Source organism: Dysgonomonas sp. UBA7630 (genome assembly GCF_002483985.1).
Taxonomy (GTDB): domain Bacteria; phylum Bacteroidota; class Bacteroidia; order Bacteroidales; family Dysgonomonadaceae; genus Dysgonomonas.
In genome coordinates, this window is record NZ_DLIY01000018.1 from 40,839 (window position 1) to 58,811 (window position 17,973).

Consider the following 17,973-nt stretch of genomic DNA (forward strand, 5'->3'; position numbering starts at 1 on the left):
TATGAAAAAATTAATTTTGATTCTGTCTTTAATATTAAGTACCGGTCTTGCTTATTCGCAATATGGAGGAAGTTATAAATCCGGTTCCGGTTTTGATCCTTCTAAACTTACTTTCGGAGGTAATATGAATTTACAATTCGGGAATTATACAGCTGTGGGTATTTCTCCTCAGGTTGGTTATAATTTTTCTAAATATTTTACTGCCGGGGTAGGATTAGGATATAACTATTTCAGAGAGAAAAATTACGATGTTAAATGGAGCAGGCATTATGTAAGTTTTAATGTTTTTGGACGTTTTTATCCTGTTGATTTTCTTGTGATAAGCCTTCAGCCTGAAGCCAGCCGTGTATGGGAAACTATAGAAAATAGTGGAAATAAATATAAAACTAATAAATTTGTGACGTCTGTTCTTATAGGAGGAGGTTTGCGGTACATGAATATGATAGCCATGATACAATACGATGTAGTACAGGACGAGTATTCACCTTATGGTAATAATCTTTTCTATAGCATAGGATATTCATTCAATTTTTGAAATATAAATACTTATTTATCATGAAAAAAGTAATTTTAATTATGTCCTTTTTTTCCTTTTTTGGATTATTCTCTCGCGCACAGGAATTTAATAAACTTATAAATCTCGATAGGTATGCCGAAGCGAATGCTGCATTGCCTGCACCTGCCAAAGGTGAANNTAATGCACACCCTGATTTTTTTAAATCAAACAATTATGTAGGTCGTGGAATAAGTGGACAAACCAGCCCGCAATTGTTATCCCGTTTTCGTCAGGATGTACTTAATCTTAAGCCGGTTGCAGTATTGATAAATATAGGTACAAATGATGTTGCTCAAAATACAGGACCATATAATGAAGAATTTACTTTAGGAAATATCATGTCGATGGCTGAACTGGCTGATGCTAACGGCATAAAAGTGATATTATCATCTGTAACACCTGCAGGCGAATATCCTTGGAGAAAAGAGATAAAAGATGTGCCTCAAAAAATAATGTCTCTTAATGCGAAAATAAAAGCTTATGCTAAGGAAAAAGGATTTTCATATATAGATTATTTTTCGGTGATGTGTGACGAAAATAATGCTTTGAAAAGCAATTTAGGTACTGATGGAGTACATCCTAATGAAGAAGGTTATAAGATAATGGAAGCTACAGCTAAAAAGGTAATAGATAGAGTAATAAAATAAGGTATTTTTATTCTTAATTATCTGGAGAGTATCCCTATAAAGGATGCTCTTTTTTGTTTGTATAGAAGTATTTATCGATTAAATATGCCTATATGTAGATATTGTTTTAATGATCAGTACAATTATTATAAACTTGGTTTTTAAAAATAAAAGGAAACCAAAAATGATTAATTTCTTTGATACTTTATATACATTTATACATATAAAACATAATCCTTTATCCAGATATTTCTTATATCCGTTTCTACGTATTCCGACCCTCTATTTTGTCAATTTGTTTGTCCCAATCTATTTCAGAATAACAGCAAATAAGGATGAATATAAATTGAAAAAATCGGATAAAGCAAGTAATCGTATTATAGTTTCGTTGACTTCTTTTCCTCCACGTATAAATAGAGTATGGCTTGTGATAGAATCTATCATGAGACAGGAATTAAAACCTGACAAAATTTTATTATGGTTATCTAAAGAACAGTTTTCCTCGTTATCAGAATTACCAAAAAACTTACTTCGTCTACAGGATAGAGGACTCGAAATAAGGTTTTGTGATGAAAACCTGAAGGCACATACAAAATATTATTATGCTATGCAGGAATTTCCTGATGATATTATTATAACTGTTGATGATGACATTTTATATAATTCATATATAACACAACATCTCATCGAGTTATCTGAAAAATATCCTCAAACTATTTGTTGTTGTCGCGGATGGGAAGTAAAGATTAATGATAGAAATCTGGCAAAGTATAATGAATGGAAAATGATAAATGATGCGAAGTCACCTTCTATTGATATATTCCCTACAGGTGTAGGAGGAGTACTTTATCCTCCTCATTCTTTGCATAAGGATGTCTTTAATATTGATTTATTAAGAGAATTATGTTTTTATGCAGATGATGTTTGGTTGAATGTTATGGCACATCTGAAAGGAACCAAATATGTTAAAACTGAATATTCGTCACACTATCTACCTATTAAATTTAAAAATAGAATCCGACTTAGGGATATAAATGTAACTGAATCGGCCAATGATACCCAGATAAATAATCTCAGGAATTATTATAAGAAAATATTGGATAAAGATCCTTATCATATGTTATTTATATAATTATTTACGGAGATCTTTACTTCGTAAAATCAAAAAACTGTATGTCATTGATTTTTCACTACCTTTGTACCCTGAAAAAATAATTTATATAAAATAATGGCATTACAATGTGGTATTGTAGGACTTCCTAATGTGGGTAAGTCTACTCTTTTCAACTGTTTATCGAACGCAAAAGCACAATCGGCAAATTTTCCTTTTTGTACAATAGAACCAAATGTAGGAGTAATAACCGTTCCGGACGAAAGATTAAATAAATTAGCGGAATTGGTTAAACCCAATCGTATTTTGCCTACAACAGTAGAAATAGTAGATATAGCCGGGCTCGTTAAAGGAGCTAGCAAAGGGGAGGGGCTTGGTAATAAATTCCTTGCTAATATACGTGAAACAGATGCTATTATTCATGTGCTTCGTTGTTTCGATGATGATAATATCACTCATGTGGATGGAAGTATAAATCCTGTGAGAGATAAAGAAATTATAGATATAGAGCTCCAACTCAAAGATTTGGAAACAGTACAATCCCGTATTCAGAAAGTAGAGAAACAAGCGAAAACAGGAGGGGATAAAGAAGCTAAACGTGCTTATGATATCTTGGTTCAGTTCAAAGAAGCGCTTGAGCAAGGTAAGTCGGCCCGTACTGTTAAATTTGATAATAAAGAGGATGAAAAAATAGCGAAAGAGCTTTATCTTCTTACATACAAACCTGTGCTTTATGTATGCAATGTAGATGAAGCCAGTGCTGTTTCGGGAAACAACTATGTAGAGCAAATACGTGAATCTGTAAAGGATGAAGATGCTGAAATTCTTATTGTAGCTGCGAAAATAGAGTCTGAAATAGCTGAATTTGAATCTTACGAAGAGCGTCAAATGTTTCTTGAAGAAATTGGACTTAAAGAATCGGGAGTAGCAAGACTGATTAAATCGGCTTACAAGCTTCTCGGATTACAAACATATTTTACAGCCGGAGTTCAGGAAGTACGTGCTTGGACATTCACTTCAGGATGGAAAGCTCCTCAGTGTGCAGGCGTTATACATACCGACTTTGAAAAAGGATTTATTCGTGCCGAAGTTATAAAATACAATGATTTTATAACATTGGGTTCGGAAGCTGCCGTGAAGGAAGCCGGTAAAATGAATGTAGAAGGAAAAGAATACATCGTTCAGGATGGTGATATAATGCATTTCAGATTTAATGTATAAATCTTAGGCATTTATAATATTTTTATCATTGTTGCTAATATTCATGCTATTATACTACTTATGTGATATAGTGTCATGATTGATATTAGCAACAATTTTATTTTATAATCGCCTCTATATTTCTTTAATTTATAACTTTACAAATTCTCACTAATATTCTTATGATTATTAACTACGATTCTCCGGGTCAGTTGTGTAACAGAATATGGTCTCTTATTCCATCTATAGCTTATGGATTGAAGTACGAAGAGAAAGTATTGGTTATAAATTTCGATGAATATTTACCTGCTTTTTCCAATCTGAACAGAAATAAACTTATACGTTTTAAGTCCAAAAAACTTCTACAAAGAGTATTCCTTTCGCTTAAAGCAAGAGGATATATACAAAACGGAAGATCTAATATATTCAGAAAATTATTTAATCTTAATTTGATAGAGGGCTGGTCTAATCGTCTTGGAAATAGAGAAATAGTAATAGAGCAGTCGGATAATATACGTCCTTTATTTGATTTCAAAAAAGATGTAGTGATTGCTGTAAACGACTTTCTATCTTCTCAAGAAAAAGCTACCATAGTTGGCGTACATATACGTAGAGGAGATTATAAAGAGTGGCTCGATGGGATATACTATTTCTCTGACGAAGCTTATTCTCAAGCGATGAGAAATTTAGAAAAACAGCTTTTAGAGAAAGGAGAGAAGGTTAAATTTTTGATTTGTTCTAATGAAAAGATAAACCTTCATAATTTTCCGGAATTAGATTGTTTTGTCATACCCCAATCATCCTCAGAAAAAGATCTATATGCTTTGTCTAAAAGTGATTATATAATAGGTCCTCCAAGTTCATTCTCGCAATGGGCTTCATTTTATGGAAAAGTACCGGTGTGTTATATGATGTGTGAAAATAAAGAATTAAAACTTTCTGATTTTTCTAGAATCATATCTTTTAATACCTTTGAAAACGGAAATATTCTTGATATAGACTAAAGTTTAACCTAAATAATTTACACTATGATTAGTTCAGCTGACAAAAAAGATTACCCTGTATTAATAGATATTTGGGAGAGTGCTGTAAAGGCTACTCATGATTTTTTATCAGACGAAGATTTTGAATTTTATAAAACTCATATTCCTATCTATTTTCATCATGTTTCTCTATATGTTTATAGAAATCAGAAGGGCATTATAAAAGGATTTTTAGGTATAAGTGATAATAGCATAGAAATGCTTTTTGTAGAGAATGAAAGTAGGGGAGAGGGTATAGGCAAAATCTTGATGGATTATGCTGTAAACACATTGAATGCACGAAAAGTGGATGTAAACGAACAAAATACACAAGCCTTGGATTTTTATTATCATTTAGGATTTAAAGAAGTGGGCAGAGACGAATATGATGGAGAGGGAAAAGGTTATCCCATATTACATTTAGAGAAAAGCTAATATTTTAAAATACTAATCATTAACATTTATTTTTATGAAAAAACTACTAATTGCCTTAACACTAATTTTAATATGTTCTCATACTGCAAATGCGCAGCTGGGAGGACTAAAGATTAATAAAAAGCATCTTGACGCAGCTACTAAAACAGCAAAGGCATTAACACTTACCGACGAACAAATAGCTACCTATTGCCAGGAATATATTGACTGGATGGATGCTCATAACCCGGTTTGTAAAACAACCGATTCTGATCCCGGGATGAAAGCTGTAGCAGACCGTCTCGAAAAAATAAAAGCAACAATGCCTTCAGATGTAAAGCTTGATATTCAGGCTTATTATGTTGTAGATCAGAATGCTTTTGCTTGTGCAAACGGAAGTATACGTGTATTTGCGGGCTTAATGGAATTGATGACAGATGACGAAATATTGGGAATAATAGGTCATGAAGTAGGTCATATCGTTAATAAGGATTCTAAGGAAGCATTCAAAAAAGCATTACTTACTTCTGCACTCAAAGATGCAGTAGGATCTACTGGCGATGTAGCAGCTGCACTGACCGATTCTCAGTTGGGAGAACTTGGAGAAGCTCTTGCCGGTGCTCAATTTTCTCAAAAGGCAGAGTATGCCGCTGACGATTATGGTTATGAATTCTTGAAAAAGAGTGGTAAAGATCCGATGGGAATGGTAACAGCTTTACGCATTATTCAAAAATTGTCTGACGATGCAGGTGTAGACAAAAGCAAGGCTAAACAATTGTTTTCTACTCATCCCGAAAGTGGCAAAAGAGCAGACAAACTTGAAGCCAAATATAAGAAGGAATATAAATAAGAAATTATAGGCTACGATATCTTAAAAACGGGGACATCATCATGTTTCCGTTTTTATTTTATGATGATATATAGCAGGATTCCCAATAAAATTATCTTACTTTGTTCAGTTTTTATTATTAGCTAATAGTATTAATAAAATAAAATGGCAAAAAGTAAAATAACAACCGTACTGTTTGGTTTAGATGGTGTTGTCGTAGACACAGAGCACGCTTATGATGAGTTTTGGAGTAAGATAGCACAAGAGAATGAGTTGAAAATTAATAACTTTTCCGACGTAATAAAGGGAATGACATTGAGTTCTATCATTGAACTTTATTTTACGATTTCAACTCTCGAAGAAAAACAAGCTATAAGAGATGCATGTTCGAAAATGGAACAAGCCATCGATTATAAAGAAACGGTTATTCCAGGCGTTCTTGATTTTATCAAATACCTTAAAGATGAAGGTTATAAAATAGGTCTTGTTACCAGTTCTCCTTCCAGTAAAGTAAAGGTTGTATTAGACCAGTTGTCTTTAGGCGATACTTTCGATACAATAATTACATCAGATAGTATAAAGAAAGGGAAACCAGACCCGATGGGATATGTATTGGCTAAGACAAATCTTGGAGTACAATCGGGGGAGTGTATCGTATTCGAAGATGCATTTACCGGTATCAAAGCTGCTACTTATGCATTTATGCGTGTAATAGGTGTATCCACAACCTTATCTGTCGATTTCCTGAAAGACTATACATACGGTGTGATAGCTGATTTTACTGATACAGAAAAGCTAAAAAGTTTAATGGCTTAAATAGTCTATAAAAATATAATAAAGAAGAGAGAGCATCTGAATGATGCTCTCTTTTTGTTAGTTTTCAATAAATAGCAAGTTTGGAAAAGTAACTATATTGCACTATATATAATTTTGTAACAGAAAGTTATAAGTATGAAGCAGAAAATATCAACCAGAGAAGATTATGCGAAACGTATTAATATCATTATCGAATACATAGGCAATCATTTGAATGATGAAATGGATTTGAAAGAATTAGCAGAGATATCAAATTTTTCGGAATTTCATTTTCATCGTATTTTTAAAGCTATAATTGGAGAATCTGTAGGAGCATTTGTTGTAAGAATGCGCATCGAGACTGCAGCTCGTTTATTAAGATATTCCAATCTTTCGGTACAAGATATTGCATATAATGTAGGATATAATACCCCTTCTTCTCTTACAAAAGTTTTTCGCCAGTACTATAATATTTCACCATCAGATTATAGAAATAACAAAAGTTATAAAATTATGAAACCATTGCAAGTATCTTCTGATATACAACTCAAAAATCCAAAAAGAGTAGAGCTTGACTCCAAAAAAGCTATATACGTGCGTCTTCAGGGTGATTATCGTACTCTTGATTACGGAAGTGCATATAGTAAACTATGGTCTTTTGTAAAAGAAAATAAACTGTTTACCGCAGGCATCGAACATCTTACTATGTCTCATGACGACCCTCATGTAACGGATTCGGATAAGCTCATAACAGACGTTTGTCTTGTAATCCATAAGGAAGTGTCACCAAAAGGAGAAATAGGCGTAAAAAACGTTTTAGGGGGTAAATTTTTAGTCTTTACTTATATTGGACCTTATAATAATTTGTCCTCTGTGTTTGACACTATATTTAGATGGGTTCCTGATAATGGATATGAACTACGGATCGATCAGGGGTTTGAGAAATATTTAAATAATCCGGATCGTACAACTCCGGATAAATTGAAAACGGAGATTTATATTCCTATCCAATAAGTAAAAGAGCAACTTCCTTAAAGTTGCTCTTTTATTAATATACTCTTTTTATAATATAATCTACTGTAGCTTCGAGTGCTTCACGCACATCAGAATCAGGAATAGTTTCTATAATTTTCTCGGCTTGTTCCTTAAACTCTTCTATCTTCCTGTATGCATAATCTATTCCTCCATGCTCTTTGGCATAGTTGATCAGATGCTGAATATTTTCGTCCGTATAGTTATAAGAATATACGATAGATAGTATTTCCTTTTTTTCTTCTTCCGAAGCATTTTTAATAGCATACAGAAGAGGTAAAGTTATTTTCCCTTCACGGATATCATTTCCTGTTGGCTTGCCAATAGCATCGGTAAAATAATCGAAAATATCATCACGTAATTGAAAACACAATCCAAATAATTCTCCCAAGCGGGTAAATTTTTCTATTTCTTCTTCCGAAGCACTTACAGATATTGTGCCTATACGCATGCATACCGACATCAGAGAGGCGGTCTTTTTCTTTATTACCTGAAAATACTCATCTTCGTCAATGATCAGTTCTTTCACCAGCGAAAGCTGATTAAGTTCTCCTTCGGCCAAATCGCGCCCTAAATCAGATATGTTGGATATGATTTCTATGTTTCCTGTCAACACACTCTTGATAAGAGCAGTAGACAAGAAGTAATCACCTGCCAGAACAGCCATTTTATTATCATAAATAGCGTTCAATGAAGCCTTTCCCCTTCTTATTTTTGATTCATCTACAACATCATCGTGTATAAGCGAAGCTGTATGCAAAAGTTCTACAGTGATAGCAGCATTGTAAGTAATATTATTGATCTCGCCACAGGCTTTAGCAGCCAAAAGCAGTAAAATGGGACGGATTCTTTTACCATCCGATTTCATAATGTGATCTATAATTTCCTGAATCCTTACATTATTGCAAAAAACAGAATCTTTGTAATAAGTATTGAATATTTTTAATTCCTCCGCTACAGGTTTAGCTATTAAAAGCTTTTTATCCATATCTTGTTTTGTTGAGTTGCAAATTTAAGAATATTTCGGCTTTAAGCATTATATATGCGTAACTTTACATACATATAAGGAATTTTTTAAAGAATAATTGCATTTTAATGTTTTTGAATTCTTTTTTAATAGTTAGTATCCTCAAATAGTCCTTGATATTTGGTTCTATTACTCTGTTTTTTTACTTTTTTGTAAATAAGAATATGAATAAGTAAAGCTGTTTATTTTTTTCTTTCCGCTCGGTTACGGATAGAGGATCTTACGGTGAAGATTGATTATCTATTTTAATTTGTCTCTTTTGTAGTTCATCAGTTTTTCCTTAACTTTCCACTGTTTTATAATATAAATATATTCCCCAATGAAATTATTCCTATTAGACGCATATGCGCTCATATACCGTTCTTACTATGCATTTATAAAGAATCCGAGGGTTAACTCTAAGGGTCAGAACACATCTGCTGTGTTTGGTTTTGTAAATACATTAGAGGAACTTCTTCGCAAAGAAAACCCGACACATATTGCCGTCGCATTCGATCCTCCGGGAGGAACGTTCCGTCATGATGCTTATGAGAAATATAAAGCGCAGCGTCAGGAGACTCCTGAAGATATAAGGGCAGCTGTTCCTATTATCAAGGAGATTATTGCAGCTTATAATATCAAAGAGTTGGAAGTTCCTTATTATGAGGCTGATGATGTAATTGGTACTATTGCGAAGAAAGCAGAAAAGGAGAATATAGATGTTTATATGATGACTCCCGATAAGGATTATGGTCAGCTTACATCCGATCATATATTCATGTACAAACCAAAGTTTGCAGGATCGGGATTTGATGTGTTAGATGCTAAAGCCATCATGGAGAAATATGAGCTATCTTCTCCCGACCAGATGATCGATTTACTCGGTCTTATGGGTGATGCTTCCGATAATATACCCGGATGTCCCGGTGTAGGTCCTAAAACTGCTCAGAAGCTGTTAGAGGAATACGGAACTATCGAAAACCTCCTTGAACATACATCGGAGATTAAAGGAGCATTAAAACAACGATTGGAAGATAATAAAGAGCAAATTATATTTTCAAAATTTCTGGCTACTATCAAGACCGATGTACCTGTCGATTTCAACAAAGATGAATTTGCTCGTAGAGAAATAAACGCTGAAAAAATAAGTGCTATTTTTGAAGAGCTTGAGTTCAGAACACTTATCAGCAGGGTTCTAAAGACTGATGGTATCCCATCACACCCTGTGAGGAATACTACAACGCATGAAGCTATACAGGGCGATTTATTTGCCGAATTATTGCCGCCTGTAGACTCTTCTTCAGATAATGCAACCGTTAACTACTCCGCCTTACAGGAGCTGAAAGATATACCTCACTCTTATCATCTTGTGGAGGAAGAGAAAGAGATTTTAGAACTGATAAGTACTCTTTCTAATCAAGAATCTTGCTGTTTCGATACCGAGACTACAGGTCTCGACCCTATAGTGAGCGAACTGGTAGGGATGTCCTTTGCCTTCAAAGAGGGAGAAGCTTATTATGTTCCCGTTCCTGCCGACTTTGACGAAGCGAAGAAACTGATAGATAAATTCCGTCCGTTTTTTGAAAATGAGAAGATACTGAAAATAGGACAGAATATAAAATACGATATTATTGTTCTCAAAAAATATGATATTCATGTACGAGGCAAATTGTTTGATACAATGATTGCTCATTACCTTATCAATCCTGAGTTGAGACACAATATGGATTATATGGCAGAAACATATCTGAAATACAGAACAATACATATTGATGAGCTGATAGGGGCTAAGGGTAAAAATCAGTTGAATATGCGTTCTCTACGTCCTAATCAGATTAGTGATTATGCATGTGAGGATGCGGATGTTACATTGAAACTGAAAAGCATACTCGAAAAGGCGATTGAGAAACAGGATTTAAGTAAATTATTTTACGAAATAGAGTTACCTCTTATCTATGTTCTTGCAGACATGGAATTTATCGGTGTAAGACTGGATACGGTTGCTTTAGGAGAGTATTCAAAGACTCTTACCATAGAATTGCAGAATATCGAATCGGAGATATATAAGCTTGGAGAAACAGAATTTAATATAAATTCGGCTAAGCAGGTAGGAGAGGTGCTTTTCGACAAATTAAAGATTGTAGACAAGCCCAAAAAGACTAAAACGGGACAATATGTAACTAGTGAAGAAACATTGGAGAGTATCAAAGATACGCATCCGATTGTAAATAAAATATTAGAATACAGAGGTCTTAAAAAACTTCTGAGTACTTATATTGATGCACTTCCGCTGCTTGTTGACCCCAAAGATGGAAAGATACACACATCATTTAACCAGACAGTTACAGCTACCGGAAGACTGAGCTCTACGAATCCCAATCTTCAGAATATTCCTATACGCGATGCACAGGGAAGAGAGATTCGAAAATCATTTATTGCCGACGAGGGATGCTTGTTTTTCTCTGCCGACTACTCTCAGATCGAGCTTCGTATTATGGCACATCTTAGCCAAGACCCATCGATGGTAGAAGCTTTCAATAGTGGGGAAGACATACACGCTGCTACAGCCGCTAAGATTTATAAATTGAAGATAGATGAAGTGACAAGCGACATGCGTCGCAAGGCAAAGACAGCCAACTTTGGTATCATATACGGTATTTCTGTTTTTGGATTGGCCGAACGTCTTACTATTCCAAGAGGAGAAGCCAAAGAACTTATTGACGGTTATTTTGAGACCTATCCGAAGGTGAAAGAATATATGGATAAATGTATAACCGATGCACGTGAGAAAACTTATGTAGAAACTGTTTTTGGACGAAAAAGATACTTGCCTGATATCAACTCTCGTAATGCTACTGTACGTGGTTATGCCGAGCGAAATGCTATAAATGCACCCATACAGGGAAGTGCGGCTGACATCATAAAAGTGGCGATGAATAATATTTTTAAGCGTTTCGAAAAAGAGAATATCAAATCGAAGATGATTCTTCAAGTACATGACGAGTTGAATTTTAATGTTCTTGAAAATGAACTTGATAAAGTTCAGAAGATAGTAATTGAAGAAATGGAAAATGCATATAAACTGGCTGTTCCACTAAGAGCCGATTGCGGAAAAGGGAAGAACTGGTTGGAGGCACATTAAAGTTTAAGAATAAAGAGGTTCTTCGTTTTTACTCACAATGACAATTTAGATATATAAAATAGTGAAATAAATCTTTCTGATTATCTTTACCCAAATTTACTTGGTTTATGAATAATCTTTTAGACAAAATAATACAAAGCAAAAGGTATCAGTTTTTGGTATTTTTTGCTTTGTTGGTTTTTCTGTCTTTGTTGATGATGTATTTTTATCAGCCCTTATGTCCGGGGCAGGATTTCTTTTTTCACTACAGAAGGCTACAGGCATTGATGGATGGTCTGAAAGATAGTCCGTGGCTTATTTATCTCGACTATAGTGCCATCGATGGTTATGGCTATCTTACAAAGGCTTTCTACCCCGACTTTATACTTATACCTTTTGCTTTGATTGGTAATCTTACCGATGCTGCGTTTGCATATCAGTTTATGATATTTACCATGACTATTTTGTGTGGTGTATTCACTTACATAACAGTCAATACCATTTATAAAAGTTCGTACGCTGCTGCAATAGCAGGACTGTTGTACACGTTTGCTGCTTATAGGTTGCTTGATATATATCACAGGGCTGCAATAGGAGAGGCCTTGTCTTTTACTTTTGTGCCTATTGTCTTTTTGGGATTGTATCATATTATCAGGGGTGATTATAAGAAATGGTACGTTTTGGCTATAGGTTTTAGCCTGATGATATTTACGCACCTTATATCATCGGTTCTGATGTTTGTGACTATACTTATCTTTTTAGGGATTTACTATAAATCATTGCTAAGAGAGCCTAAACGTATAAAATATCTTGTTTTGGCTGGTGTTGCAACTTTGATTGTAACCGCTTACTATATTTTCCCGATGATGGAGCAAATGCTTTCCAATACGTTTTATTATGAGAGCAGGGGATTGATGTCTAAAGCTCAGGATTCTGCACTCGGACTGCATTGGATTATTTGGGGAATGTTTGTCGGGATTATTATCCCGGAGCAAGCTCTTATTCCCGGTGTAGGTCTCTTGCTTACATTTGGTATCATTTTGCGGTTGTTTGTATATGAAAAATCGAAAGAATTAAGGAGTCTTGATATCGGCGTTATTGTAGGCTTTATCTATATTATCGCTTGTCTGCCGATATTTCCATGGTCGGTATTTCCTTTCAGCTTGTTGAACTTTATTCAGCTGCCATGGCGTTTGCTTGAGTTTTCGTGTTTCTTTTTTGCAGTGGCAGGGGGATATTACTTGTCGCGAATTTTAAAGACGAATAAGCGATTTTTGGCTGGGGGGATAATGGTTGTCGCCGGAATAGCTTTGGTGCTTGTAAACGATGCGCAATCATACAAAAACTACCGTTGTGGGCGACCTGTTACTCAGAGTGCAGATATTTCGAATGATTATCATCTAGGAGGACTGGAATATATTCCCGATAGAGTACCTTCTGTAGAATATCTTTATCAGAGAGGGGACAGTGTGAAGTCAGATTATGGAGGGATGCAGATATCTGACTTTAAACGGTTAGGAAGAGTAACGGCTTTTAACCTGAATGCAACCAATGGTGAAGCTCTGGAATTGCCTTTGATTTACTATAAAGGTTATACCGCCAGCTTTGATGGGAAGGCTATTCCTGTTTCGGAAAGTGATAATGGATTAGTTCAATTATCGGGTAATCAATCGGGTAGGGTAGAAGTATATTATGGGGGAACTATTATACAGAGAATAAGCCTGTGTATAACAGTTTTGAGCATATTGAGCTTGTGTATTTTTATATTTTTACAGAAAAGAAGAGAAAATGAAGCTGGATAGCCTTATAGCAGATAAGAAATATCACTTTTGGATTTTCTTCTCTGTTTTATTATTTCTTTCTGTTTTCTGTTCTTTTGCATACGGAACTCAGTTTTTGGGTGGTGATGACTATTACTTTCACAATGCTCGCTTCGAGGCCTTAATGCAAGGATTGAAAGATGGAACATTTCCTTCCTATATAGACTATCAGGGGCTTTATGGCTATGGCTACCTTGTAAAAACATTTTATTCCGATTTTATTCTCATTCCATACGCTCTATTAGCTAATTTGACGAGTAAGGATTTTGCCTATTGGTTCCTTTATTTTTCTATGACAATGATGTGCGGAACTTTTATGTACATTTTTGTTCTTAGAGTTTATAAGGGTGTGTATGTGGCATCTGTGAGCTCGATACTGTATACTTTTTGCTTATATCGTTTGCTCGATTTATATTATAGAGGAGCATGGGGCGAAGCCTTTTCATTTACTTTTCTGCCGATTGTTTTTCTAGGACTTTTTTATATCATTAAGGGTGATTATCGGAAGTGGTACGTTATTACCATTGGATTTTCTCTGATGATTTTTACGCATGTCCTTTCCTCTTTGCTGTTGTTTATTACAGTAAGTATCATACTTGTTGTTTATTATAGAGATATGATAAAAGAGCCCAAGCGTATATACTATTTGATTTTGGCAGGCGTGGTTACAATCGTTTTGACGAGCTATTATTTGTTTCCGTTTTTTGAACAACTCTTATCCGATACGTTTTACTTTCAGAAGTTTAAATACTCGCCTTACACTACAGCTCAGAGCAGGCTCGATTGGTTGACGATCTTGAAAGGTTCACTTGAAGGTTTTACGCTCGGTCAGAAATCTACAGGGATAGGGTTGTTGCTCCTTGCTCCGTTATGCTTGCGCTTTTTTGTGAGAGTAAATAAGGAACAAAATAAATATATAAGAAGTATCGATATAGGGGTTCTTATCGGGTTGTTTTATATTGTTCTCACATCCACTTTAACACCCTGGACACGCTTCCCTTTGTCTTATCTGAGTCTGATACAGTTCCCGTGGAGGCTATACGAGTTTGTTGTTTTCTTCTTTTCTGTGGCAGGAGCTTATTACATATACTTGCTGTGTAAAAAAAAGAATATTCAGCTTGTGGCGTTTTCATTATTGGTCGTTTTAACTTCGGTTGTTATTGTAATTGATGCTTCAACGTATAAAGAAATAAAGGTAGAGGCTCGTTTATCCGATAAAGATTATTTGAACGAAACCACTCATTATACAATGGCGGGAATGGAATATTATCCTTCAAGAATGCCGTATCCTGATCCATTTATCCTACAACGTGGAGATAGCGTGACGTCTCAGCTAAAGGAAATAGAAGTATATAACTTTGAACGATTTGATTATATTACCCGGTTTGATATAAAAACCAATGTAAAAGATAGTATCGAATTACCTCTCATTTACTATAAAGGATATGCTGTGTCTCTCGACGGAGTAAGTATTCCTGTTACAGAAAGTAGCCAAGGTCTTGTACAGATCCCTATCGATCGGTCGGGTAGGGTAGAGGCTTACTATAAAGGAACTTTGGTACAAAAACTAAGTTTTTATATTACTATTCTAAGTATATTTGTGCTGTGTTCATATATTTTTCTTCAAAGAAGAAAGGACAAACATCTTAAATAATAACGAATATGCGTAATTTTATTTATCTAGATCTCTTATATCCTGTCTTTATGTTTATTTTCGGTATTATAATGATATCGAGCCCACGCTCTTTGATGCGTAAAGCAAAATACGACGAAGAAAGCCTCAAAACTGAGTCGTGGGTAAAAAAACTCGGGATAGGACTGTGTGTATTTGCTGTTGGTTTTGGAATATACATATTCTATAAGTTGAAATATGCTTGACGGATTTGTAGAGTATGGCTACATAGGTCTGCTTTTAGCATCCTTTCTTGCGGCTACTATATTACCTTTCGGTTCCGAAGTCGTTTTTGTTGGTCTGATTGCAGCCGGTCTTAACGGTTGGTCGTGCGTTCTTATCGCCTCTGTGGGAAACTGGTTAGGAGGAATGACTAATTACTATTTAGGACATCTCGGAAAGGTAGAATGGATAGAGAAATACCTGAAAGTAAAGAAAGATAAAATAGATAAAATGCAGCGATGGTTGGAAGGGAAAGGTGCAGCAATGGCATTTTTTAGTTTTCTGCCCGTTGTAGGTGATATTATAGCCCTTGCCTTAGGCTTTATGCGTGCCAATGTCTATATCGTAAATGCAACCATGTTTGCCGGTAAGTTTGTGCGCTATGTACTGATAATGTATGGCGTAAATTGGATTATCTAATTCTGTAGATTCCTGTTTTTTCATGTTGAATAAAATGCCCCGCTAAGTAAAACAAAGTTTCTCTTCTGTTTTATTCTCAAAAAATTATCTATTTATCTCGATCTTCTTGTCATGCTGACGAAGGAGAGATCAATTATTATAAATTATATGAAGGAGAATGTAAAGTGACAAAATAAAATAGCCAAATAAGTGTCACTTTTGTCACCTTTTTATATTTAATATCTATTAAATCTGTTTGTTATGTATGTTTCTGTTTGTCACCTTTTGAAGTAAAATATTGTTGTGCTTCGTTTCATGTGGAACAAAAAATGGAATTTGTTAATTTTTAGGTCTTTATTCTCGCTGTATATTCTATTTCTGTTAAAACTCTGAGATTGTAGAACCGAAAATAGATGTGTTTATATTGCAGAAAGTGATAAAGCAGTAACTTTGTATATTATTAAAAATTAGAGTTTAGAAATATAATAATATGTCAACTATACTGTTTCATGAAATAGTGTTTGGTCCTATACATAGCCGCCGTTTGGGATCATCTTTGGGTATGAATTTACTTCCGTACGATGGTAAGTTGTGCTCATTCGATTGTATCTATTGTGAATGTGGGTATAATGAAAATTTCAGGACAAAGACTAAATTGCCTAGTCGTGAGAATGTTAAAGCTGCTCTGGAAGACAAATTGGTGCATCTCCAAAAAGATGGAATAGCATTGGACGTAATCACTTTTGCCGGAAATGGAGAACCAACGATACATCCTCAATTTGCTGAAATTATTGATGATACAATCGAACTTCGGGACAAGTATTACCCTCAAACTAAAATCAGTGTCCTTTCGAATGCTATGCATGCCGGAAAGGAGAAGGTATTTAATGCACTCAAGAAGGTAGATAATAACATACTTAAGCTTGACTCGGCATGTATTGATACAGTGCGGTTGATAGATCGTCCTAATTCGCCTGAGTATAGTATAGAAAAGCAGATAGAGCTTTTTAAACGCTTCGAAGGCAATTTTATTATACAAACAATGTTTGTAAGAGGTAGTCATAAGGGTAGGGTGGTGGATAATACGACGGAAGATGAAGTTTCGGCTTGGTTAGAGGCTGTTAGAGCCACAAAGCCTCGTGAGGTAATGATTTATACTATCGATAGAGAAACCCCTGAAAAAAACCTTGAAAAAGTGCCTGTGGAAGATTTAAGAAAGATAGGAGACCGTGTGGAGGGGCTTGGTCTTGGTATTGAAGTTTTGGTTACGGCATAAATTTGAATTATATAAATAAAAAGATATGGTAACAATCGTTTTTGCTCATCCTTGGCATGGTAGTTTTAATAAAGCAATATTGGATGCAATTATTGACGAGTATGATAATAATAATGTGGCTTATGAGGTATTAGATCTTCATAAAGATAGCTTTAATCCGGTGTTTACAGAAGATGAATTGTCTGTATATAACAAAGGAAAAGTACTTGATCCATTAATTCTTAGATATCAGCAAGCGATAAAAAAATCTGACAAAATGATATTTATTTTCCCCAATTGGTGGAATACTATGCCTGCTATTTTGAAAGGTTTTTTTGACAAAGTGCTATTGAAAGATTTTGCTTTTAATTACGAAGGAGGCTTCAATGCTCTTTTAGACATAGAGCAATCCCTTATTATTACTACGTCTGAGCATCCGAGCCCTAACTTTAAAAATACGATCGAAAATGGCCTTATTGGAGATATGCTCAAGCCGGTTGGTATCCGTAACAGTGTTTGGTTGAGCTGTGAAGGAACATCAAAAGGAACTGACGAGATGCGAAAATCCTTTATTGATCGTGTAAGACAGGCGATTAGGTAATGCTTTGTCGGACTTTTATAGGCTGCTGTTTTTACTTTTGATAGTGAATTCTGACATTTTGATCTAATTATATGTNNTAAATTAAGTTTTTTTTAGGTTTTTTGATTGATACAGTATCTATTTTTATTTTGTAAACAGTGCATTTGTATACCTTTTAAACGAAGAAAATATTCTTTAGTAATACTTACACAAAGTGGCTTTTTTTTTAACGCGGTTTAACCTGTGTTAATTCAAAAACCAGCATACATTTGTTGCGTATTTAAACAGTATAGTTTAACACTTTTAATTAAGT

General features: G+C 34.7%; 18 protein-coding genes. 16 read left to right on the forward strand and 2 right to left on the reverse strand.

Going from position 1 to position 17,973, the window contains the following annotated elements:
• Nucleotide 1: 1 nt before the first annotated feature.
• The gene (locus tag B3P17_RS07340) at nt 2-535 is read left to right on the forward strand and encodes a hypothetical protein (RefSeq protein ID WP_291104776.1); all 534 of its coding nucleotides are present in this window, start codon (nt 2-4) and stop codon (nt 533-535) included.
• Nucleotides 536-555: 20 nt separating this feature from the next.
• Entirely contained in the window at nt 556-1,203 is a 648-nt protein-coding gene (locus B3P17_RS07345; protein ID WP_291104779.1) for a GDSL-type esterase/lipase family protein, read from the forward strand.
• Nucleotides 1,204-1,309: 106 nt separating this feature from the next.
• On the opposite strand, the gene B3P17_RS15885 is transcribed toward B3P17_RS07345, so the two are convergent.
• Nucleotides 1,310-1,384 (reverse strand): fibronectin type II domain-containing protein, encoded by a 75-nt coding sequence (locus B3P17_RS15885; RefSeq protein WP_409517022.1) that lies wholly within the window; start codon nt 1,382-1,384, stop codon nt 1,310-1,312.
• Here B3P17_RS15885 and B3P17_RS07350 point away from each other — a divergent pair.
• The 7 genes from B3P17_RS07350 (at nt 1,367) to B3P17_RS07380 (ending at nt 7,567) form a co-directional block, all read left to right on the forward strand.
• A complete protein-coding gene (locus B3P17_RS07350) occupies nt 1,367-2,314 on the forward strand; it encodes a hypothetical protein (RefSeq protein ID WP_291104782.1) in 948 nt (315 codons plus the stop codon). The two genes, B3P17_RS15885 and B3P17_RS07350, sit on opposite strands and share 18 nt — an antisense overlap.
• Before the next feature lie 96 nt (nt 2,315-2,410).
• Complete coding sequence (gene ychF / locus B3P17_RS07355; protein WP_135105335.1) at nt 2,411-3,514, forward strand: redox-regulated ATPase YchF; 1,104 nt, start codon at nt 2,411-2,413, stop codon at nt 3,512-3,514.
• 161 nt (nt 3,515-3,675) lie between these two features.
• Nucleotides 3,676-4,497: an alpha-1,2-fucosyltransferase gene (locus tag B3P17_RS07360; protein WP_252637856.1), complete on the forward strand. Its 822-nt coding sequence runs from the start codon at nt 3,676-3,678 to the stop codon at nt 4,495-4,497.
• Between the two features lie 24 nt (nt 4,498-4,521).
• Complete coding sequence (locus B3P17_RS07365) at nt 4,522-4,950, forward strand: GNAT family N-acetyltransferase (protein ID WP_006841599.1); 429 nt, start codon at nt 4,522-4,524, stop codon at nt 4,948-4,950.
• Nucleotides 4,951-4,984: 34 nt separating this feature from the next.
• On the forward strand, nt 4,985-5,779 hold the full coding sequence (locus B3P17_RS07370) for a M48 family metallopeptidase (RefSeq protein WP_252637855.1): 795 nt from the start codon (nt 4,985-4,987) through the stop codon (nt 5,777-5,779).
• A gap of 144 nt (nt 5,780-5,923) precedes the next feature.
• The gene (locus B3P17_RS07375) at nt 5,924-6,574 is read left to right on the forward strand and encodes an HAD family hydrolase (RefSeq protein ID WP_252637854.1); all 651 of its coding nucleotides are present in this window, start codon (nt 5,924-5,926) and stop codon (nt 6,572-6,574) included.
• 135 nt (nt 6,575-6,709) lie between these two features.
• Nucleotides 6,710-7,567, forward strand: coding sequence for an AraC family transcriptional regulator (locus B3P17_RS07380; protein WP_252637853.1), 858 nt, complete (start codon nt 6,710-6,712; stop codon nt 7,565-7,567).
• A 34-nt stretch (nt 7,568-7,601) separates the two neighbouring features.
• Here B3P17_RS07380 and B3P17_RS07385 read toward each other — a convergent pair whose 3' ends face one another.
• Complete coding sequence (locus tag B3P17_RS07385; RefSeq protein ID WP_252637852.1) at nt 7,602-8,573, reverse strand: polyprenyl synthetase family protein; 972 nt, start codon at nt 8,571-8,573, stop codon at nt 7,602-7,604.
• A 358-nt stretch (nt 8,574-8,931) separates the two neighbouring features.
• Between B3P17_RS07385 and polA the strand changes: the two genes are divergently transcribed.
• From polA to B3P17_RS07420, 7 genes are all read left to right on the forward strand, one after another.
• The gene (gene polA / locus B3P17_RS07390) at nt 8,932-11,733 is read left to right on the forward strand and encodes a DNA polymerase I (RefSeq protein ID WP_252637851.1); all 2,802 of its coding nucleotides are present in this window, start codon (nt 8,932-8,934) and stop codon (nt 11,731-11,733) included.
• Nucleotides 11,734-11,840: 107 nt separating this feature from the next.
• Nucleotides 11,841-13,514 (forward strand): hypothetical protein, encoded by a 1,674-nt coding sequence (locus B3P17_RS07395; RefSeq protein WP_252637850.1) that lies wholly within the window; start codon nt 11,841-11,843, stop codon nt 13,512-13,514.
• Nucleotides 13,501-15,186 carry a hypothetical protein gene (locus B3P17_RS07400; protein WP_252637849.1) on the forward strand — a complete coding sequence of 562 codons (1,686 nt, stop codon included), beginning with the start codon at nt 13,501-13,503 and terminating at the stop codon, nt 15,184-15,186. The genes B3P17_RS07395 and B3P17_RS07400 overlap by 14 nt, the downstream gene beginning before the upstream one ends.
• 8 nt (nt 15,187-15,194) lie before the next feature.
• Nucleotides 15,195-15,410, forward strand: coding sequence for a hypothetical protein (locus B3P17_RS07405; protein ID WP_135105345.1), 216 nt, complete (start codon nt 15,195-15,197; stop codon nt 15,408-15,410).
• Nucleotides 15,403-15,846: a YqaA family protein gene (locus B3P17_RS07410; RefSeq protein WP_252637848.1), complete on the forward strand. Its 444-nt coding sequence runs from the start codon at nt 15,403-15,405 to the stop codon at nt 15,844-15,846. The genes B3P17_RS07405 and B3P17_RS07410 overlap by 8 nt, the downstream gene beginning before the upstream one ends.
• A 469-nt stretch (nt 15,847-16,315) precedes the next feature.
• A complete protein-coding gene (locus tag B3P17_RS07415; protein WP_252637847.1) occupies nt 16,316-17,101 on the forward strand; it encodes a radical SAM protein in 786 nt (261 codons plus the stop codon).
• 25 nt (nt 17,102-17,126) lie between these two features.
• Nucleotides 17,127-17,681, forward strand: a complete 555-nt coding sequence (locus B3P17_RS07420) for an NAD(P)H-dependent oxidoreductase (RefSeq protein WP_252637846.1) — start codon at nt 17,127-17,129, stop codon at nt 17,679-17,681.
• Nucleotides 17,682-17,973: the final 292 nt, after the last annotated feature.

What these genes read in the sequence shown, in the direction of transcription:
- B3P17_RS07340 (WP_291104776.1), top strand. Translation starts at nt 2, where the DNA reads ATGAAAAAATTAATTTTGATTCTGTCTTTAATATTAAGTACCGGTCTT.
- B3P17_RS07350 (WP_291104782.1), top strand. Translation starts at nt 1,367, where the DNA reads ATGATTAATTTCTTTGATACTTTATATACATTTATACATATAAAACAT.
- ychF (WP_135105335.1), top strand. Translation starts at nt 2,411, where the DNA reads ATGGCATTACAATGTGGTATTGTAGGACTTCCTAATGTGGGTAAGTCT.
- B3P17_RS07360 (WP_252637856.1), top strand. Translation starts at nt 3,676, where the DNA reads ATGATTATTAACTACGATTCTCCGGGTCAGTTGTGTAACAGAATATGG.
- B3P17_RS07365 (WP_006841599.1), top strand. Translation starts at nt 4,522, where the DNA reads ATGATTAGTTCAGCTGACAAAAAAGATTACCCTGTATTAATAGATATT.
- B3P17_RS07370 (WP_252637855.1), top strand. Translation starts at nt 4,985, where the DNA reads ATGAAAAAACTACTAATTGCCTTAACACTAATTTTAATATGTTCTCAT.
- B3P17_RS07375 (WP_252637854.1), top strand. Translation starts at nt 5,924, where the DNA reads ATGGCAAAAAGTAAAATAACAACCGTACTGTTTGGTTTAGATGGTGTT.
- B3P17_RS07380 (WP_252637853.1), top strand. Translation starts at nt 6,710, where the DNA reads ATGAAGCAGAAAATATCAACCAGAGAAGATTATGCGAAACGTATTAAT.
- B3P17_RS07385 (WP_252637852.1), bottom strand. Translation starts at nt 8,573, where the DNA reads ATGGATAAAAAGCTTTTAATAGCTAAACCTGTAGCGGAGGAATTAAAA.
- polA (WP_252637851.1), top strand. Translation starts at nt 8,932, where the DNA reads ATGAAATTATTCCTATTAGACGCATATGCGCTCATATACCGTTCTTAC.
- B3P17_RS07395 (WP_252637850.1), top strand. Translation starts at nt 11,841, where the DNA reads ATGAATAATCTTTTAGACAAAATAATACAAAGCAAAAGGTATCAGTTT.
- B3P17_RS07400 (WP_252637849.1), top strand. Translation starts at nt 13,501, where the DNA reads ATGAAGCTGGATAGCCTTATAGCAGATAAGAAATATCACTTTTGGATT.
- B3P17_RS07405 (WP_135105345.1), top strand. Translation starts at nt 15,195, where the DNA reads ATGCGTAATTTTATTTATCTAGATCTCTTATATCCTGTCTTTATGTTT.
- B3P17_RS07410 (WP_252637848.1), top strand. Translation starts at nt 15,403, where the DNA reads ATGCTTGACGGATTTGTAGAGTATGGCTACATAGGTCTGCTTTTAGCA.
- B3P17_RS07415 (WP_252637847.1), top strand. Translation starts at nt 16,316, where the DNA reads ATGTCAACTATACTGTTTCATGAAATAGTGTTTGGTCCTATACATAGC.
- B3P17_RS07420 (WP_252637846.1), top strand. Translation starts at nt 17,127, where the DNA reads ATGGTAACAATCGTTTTTGCTCATCCTTGGCATGGTAGTTTTAATAAA.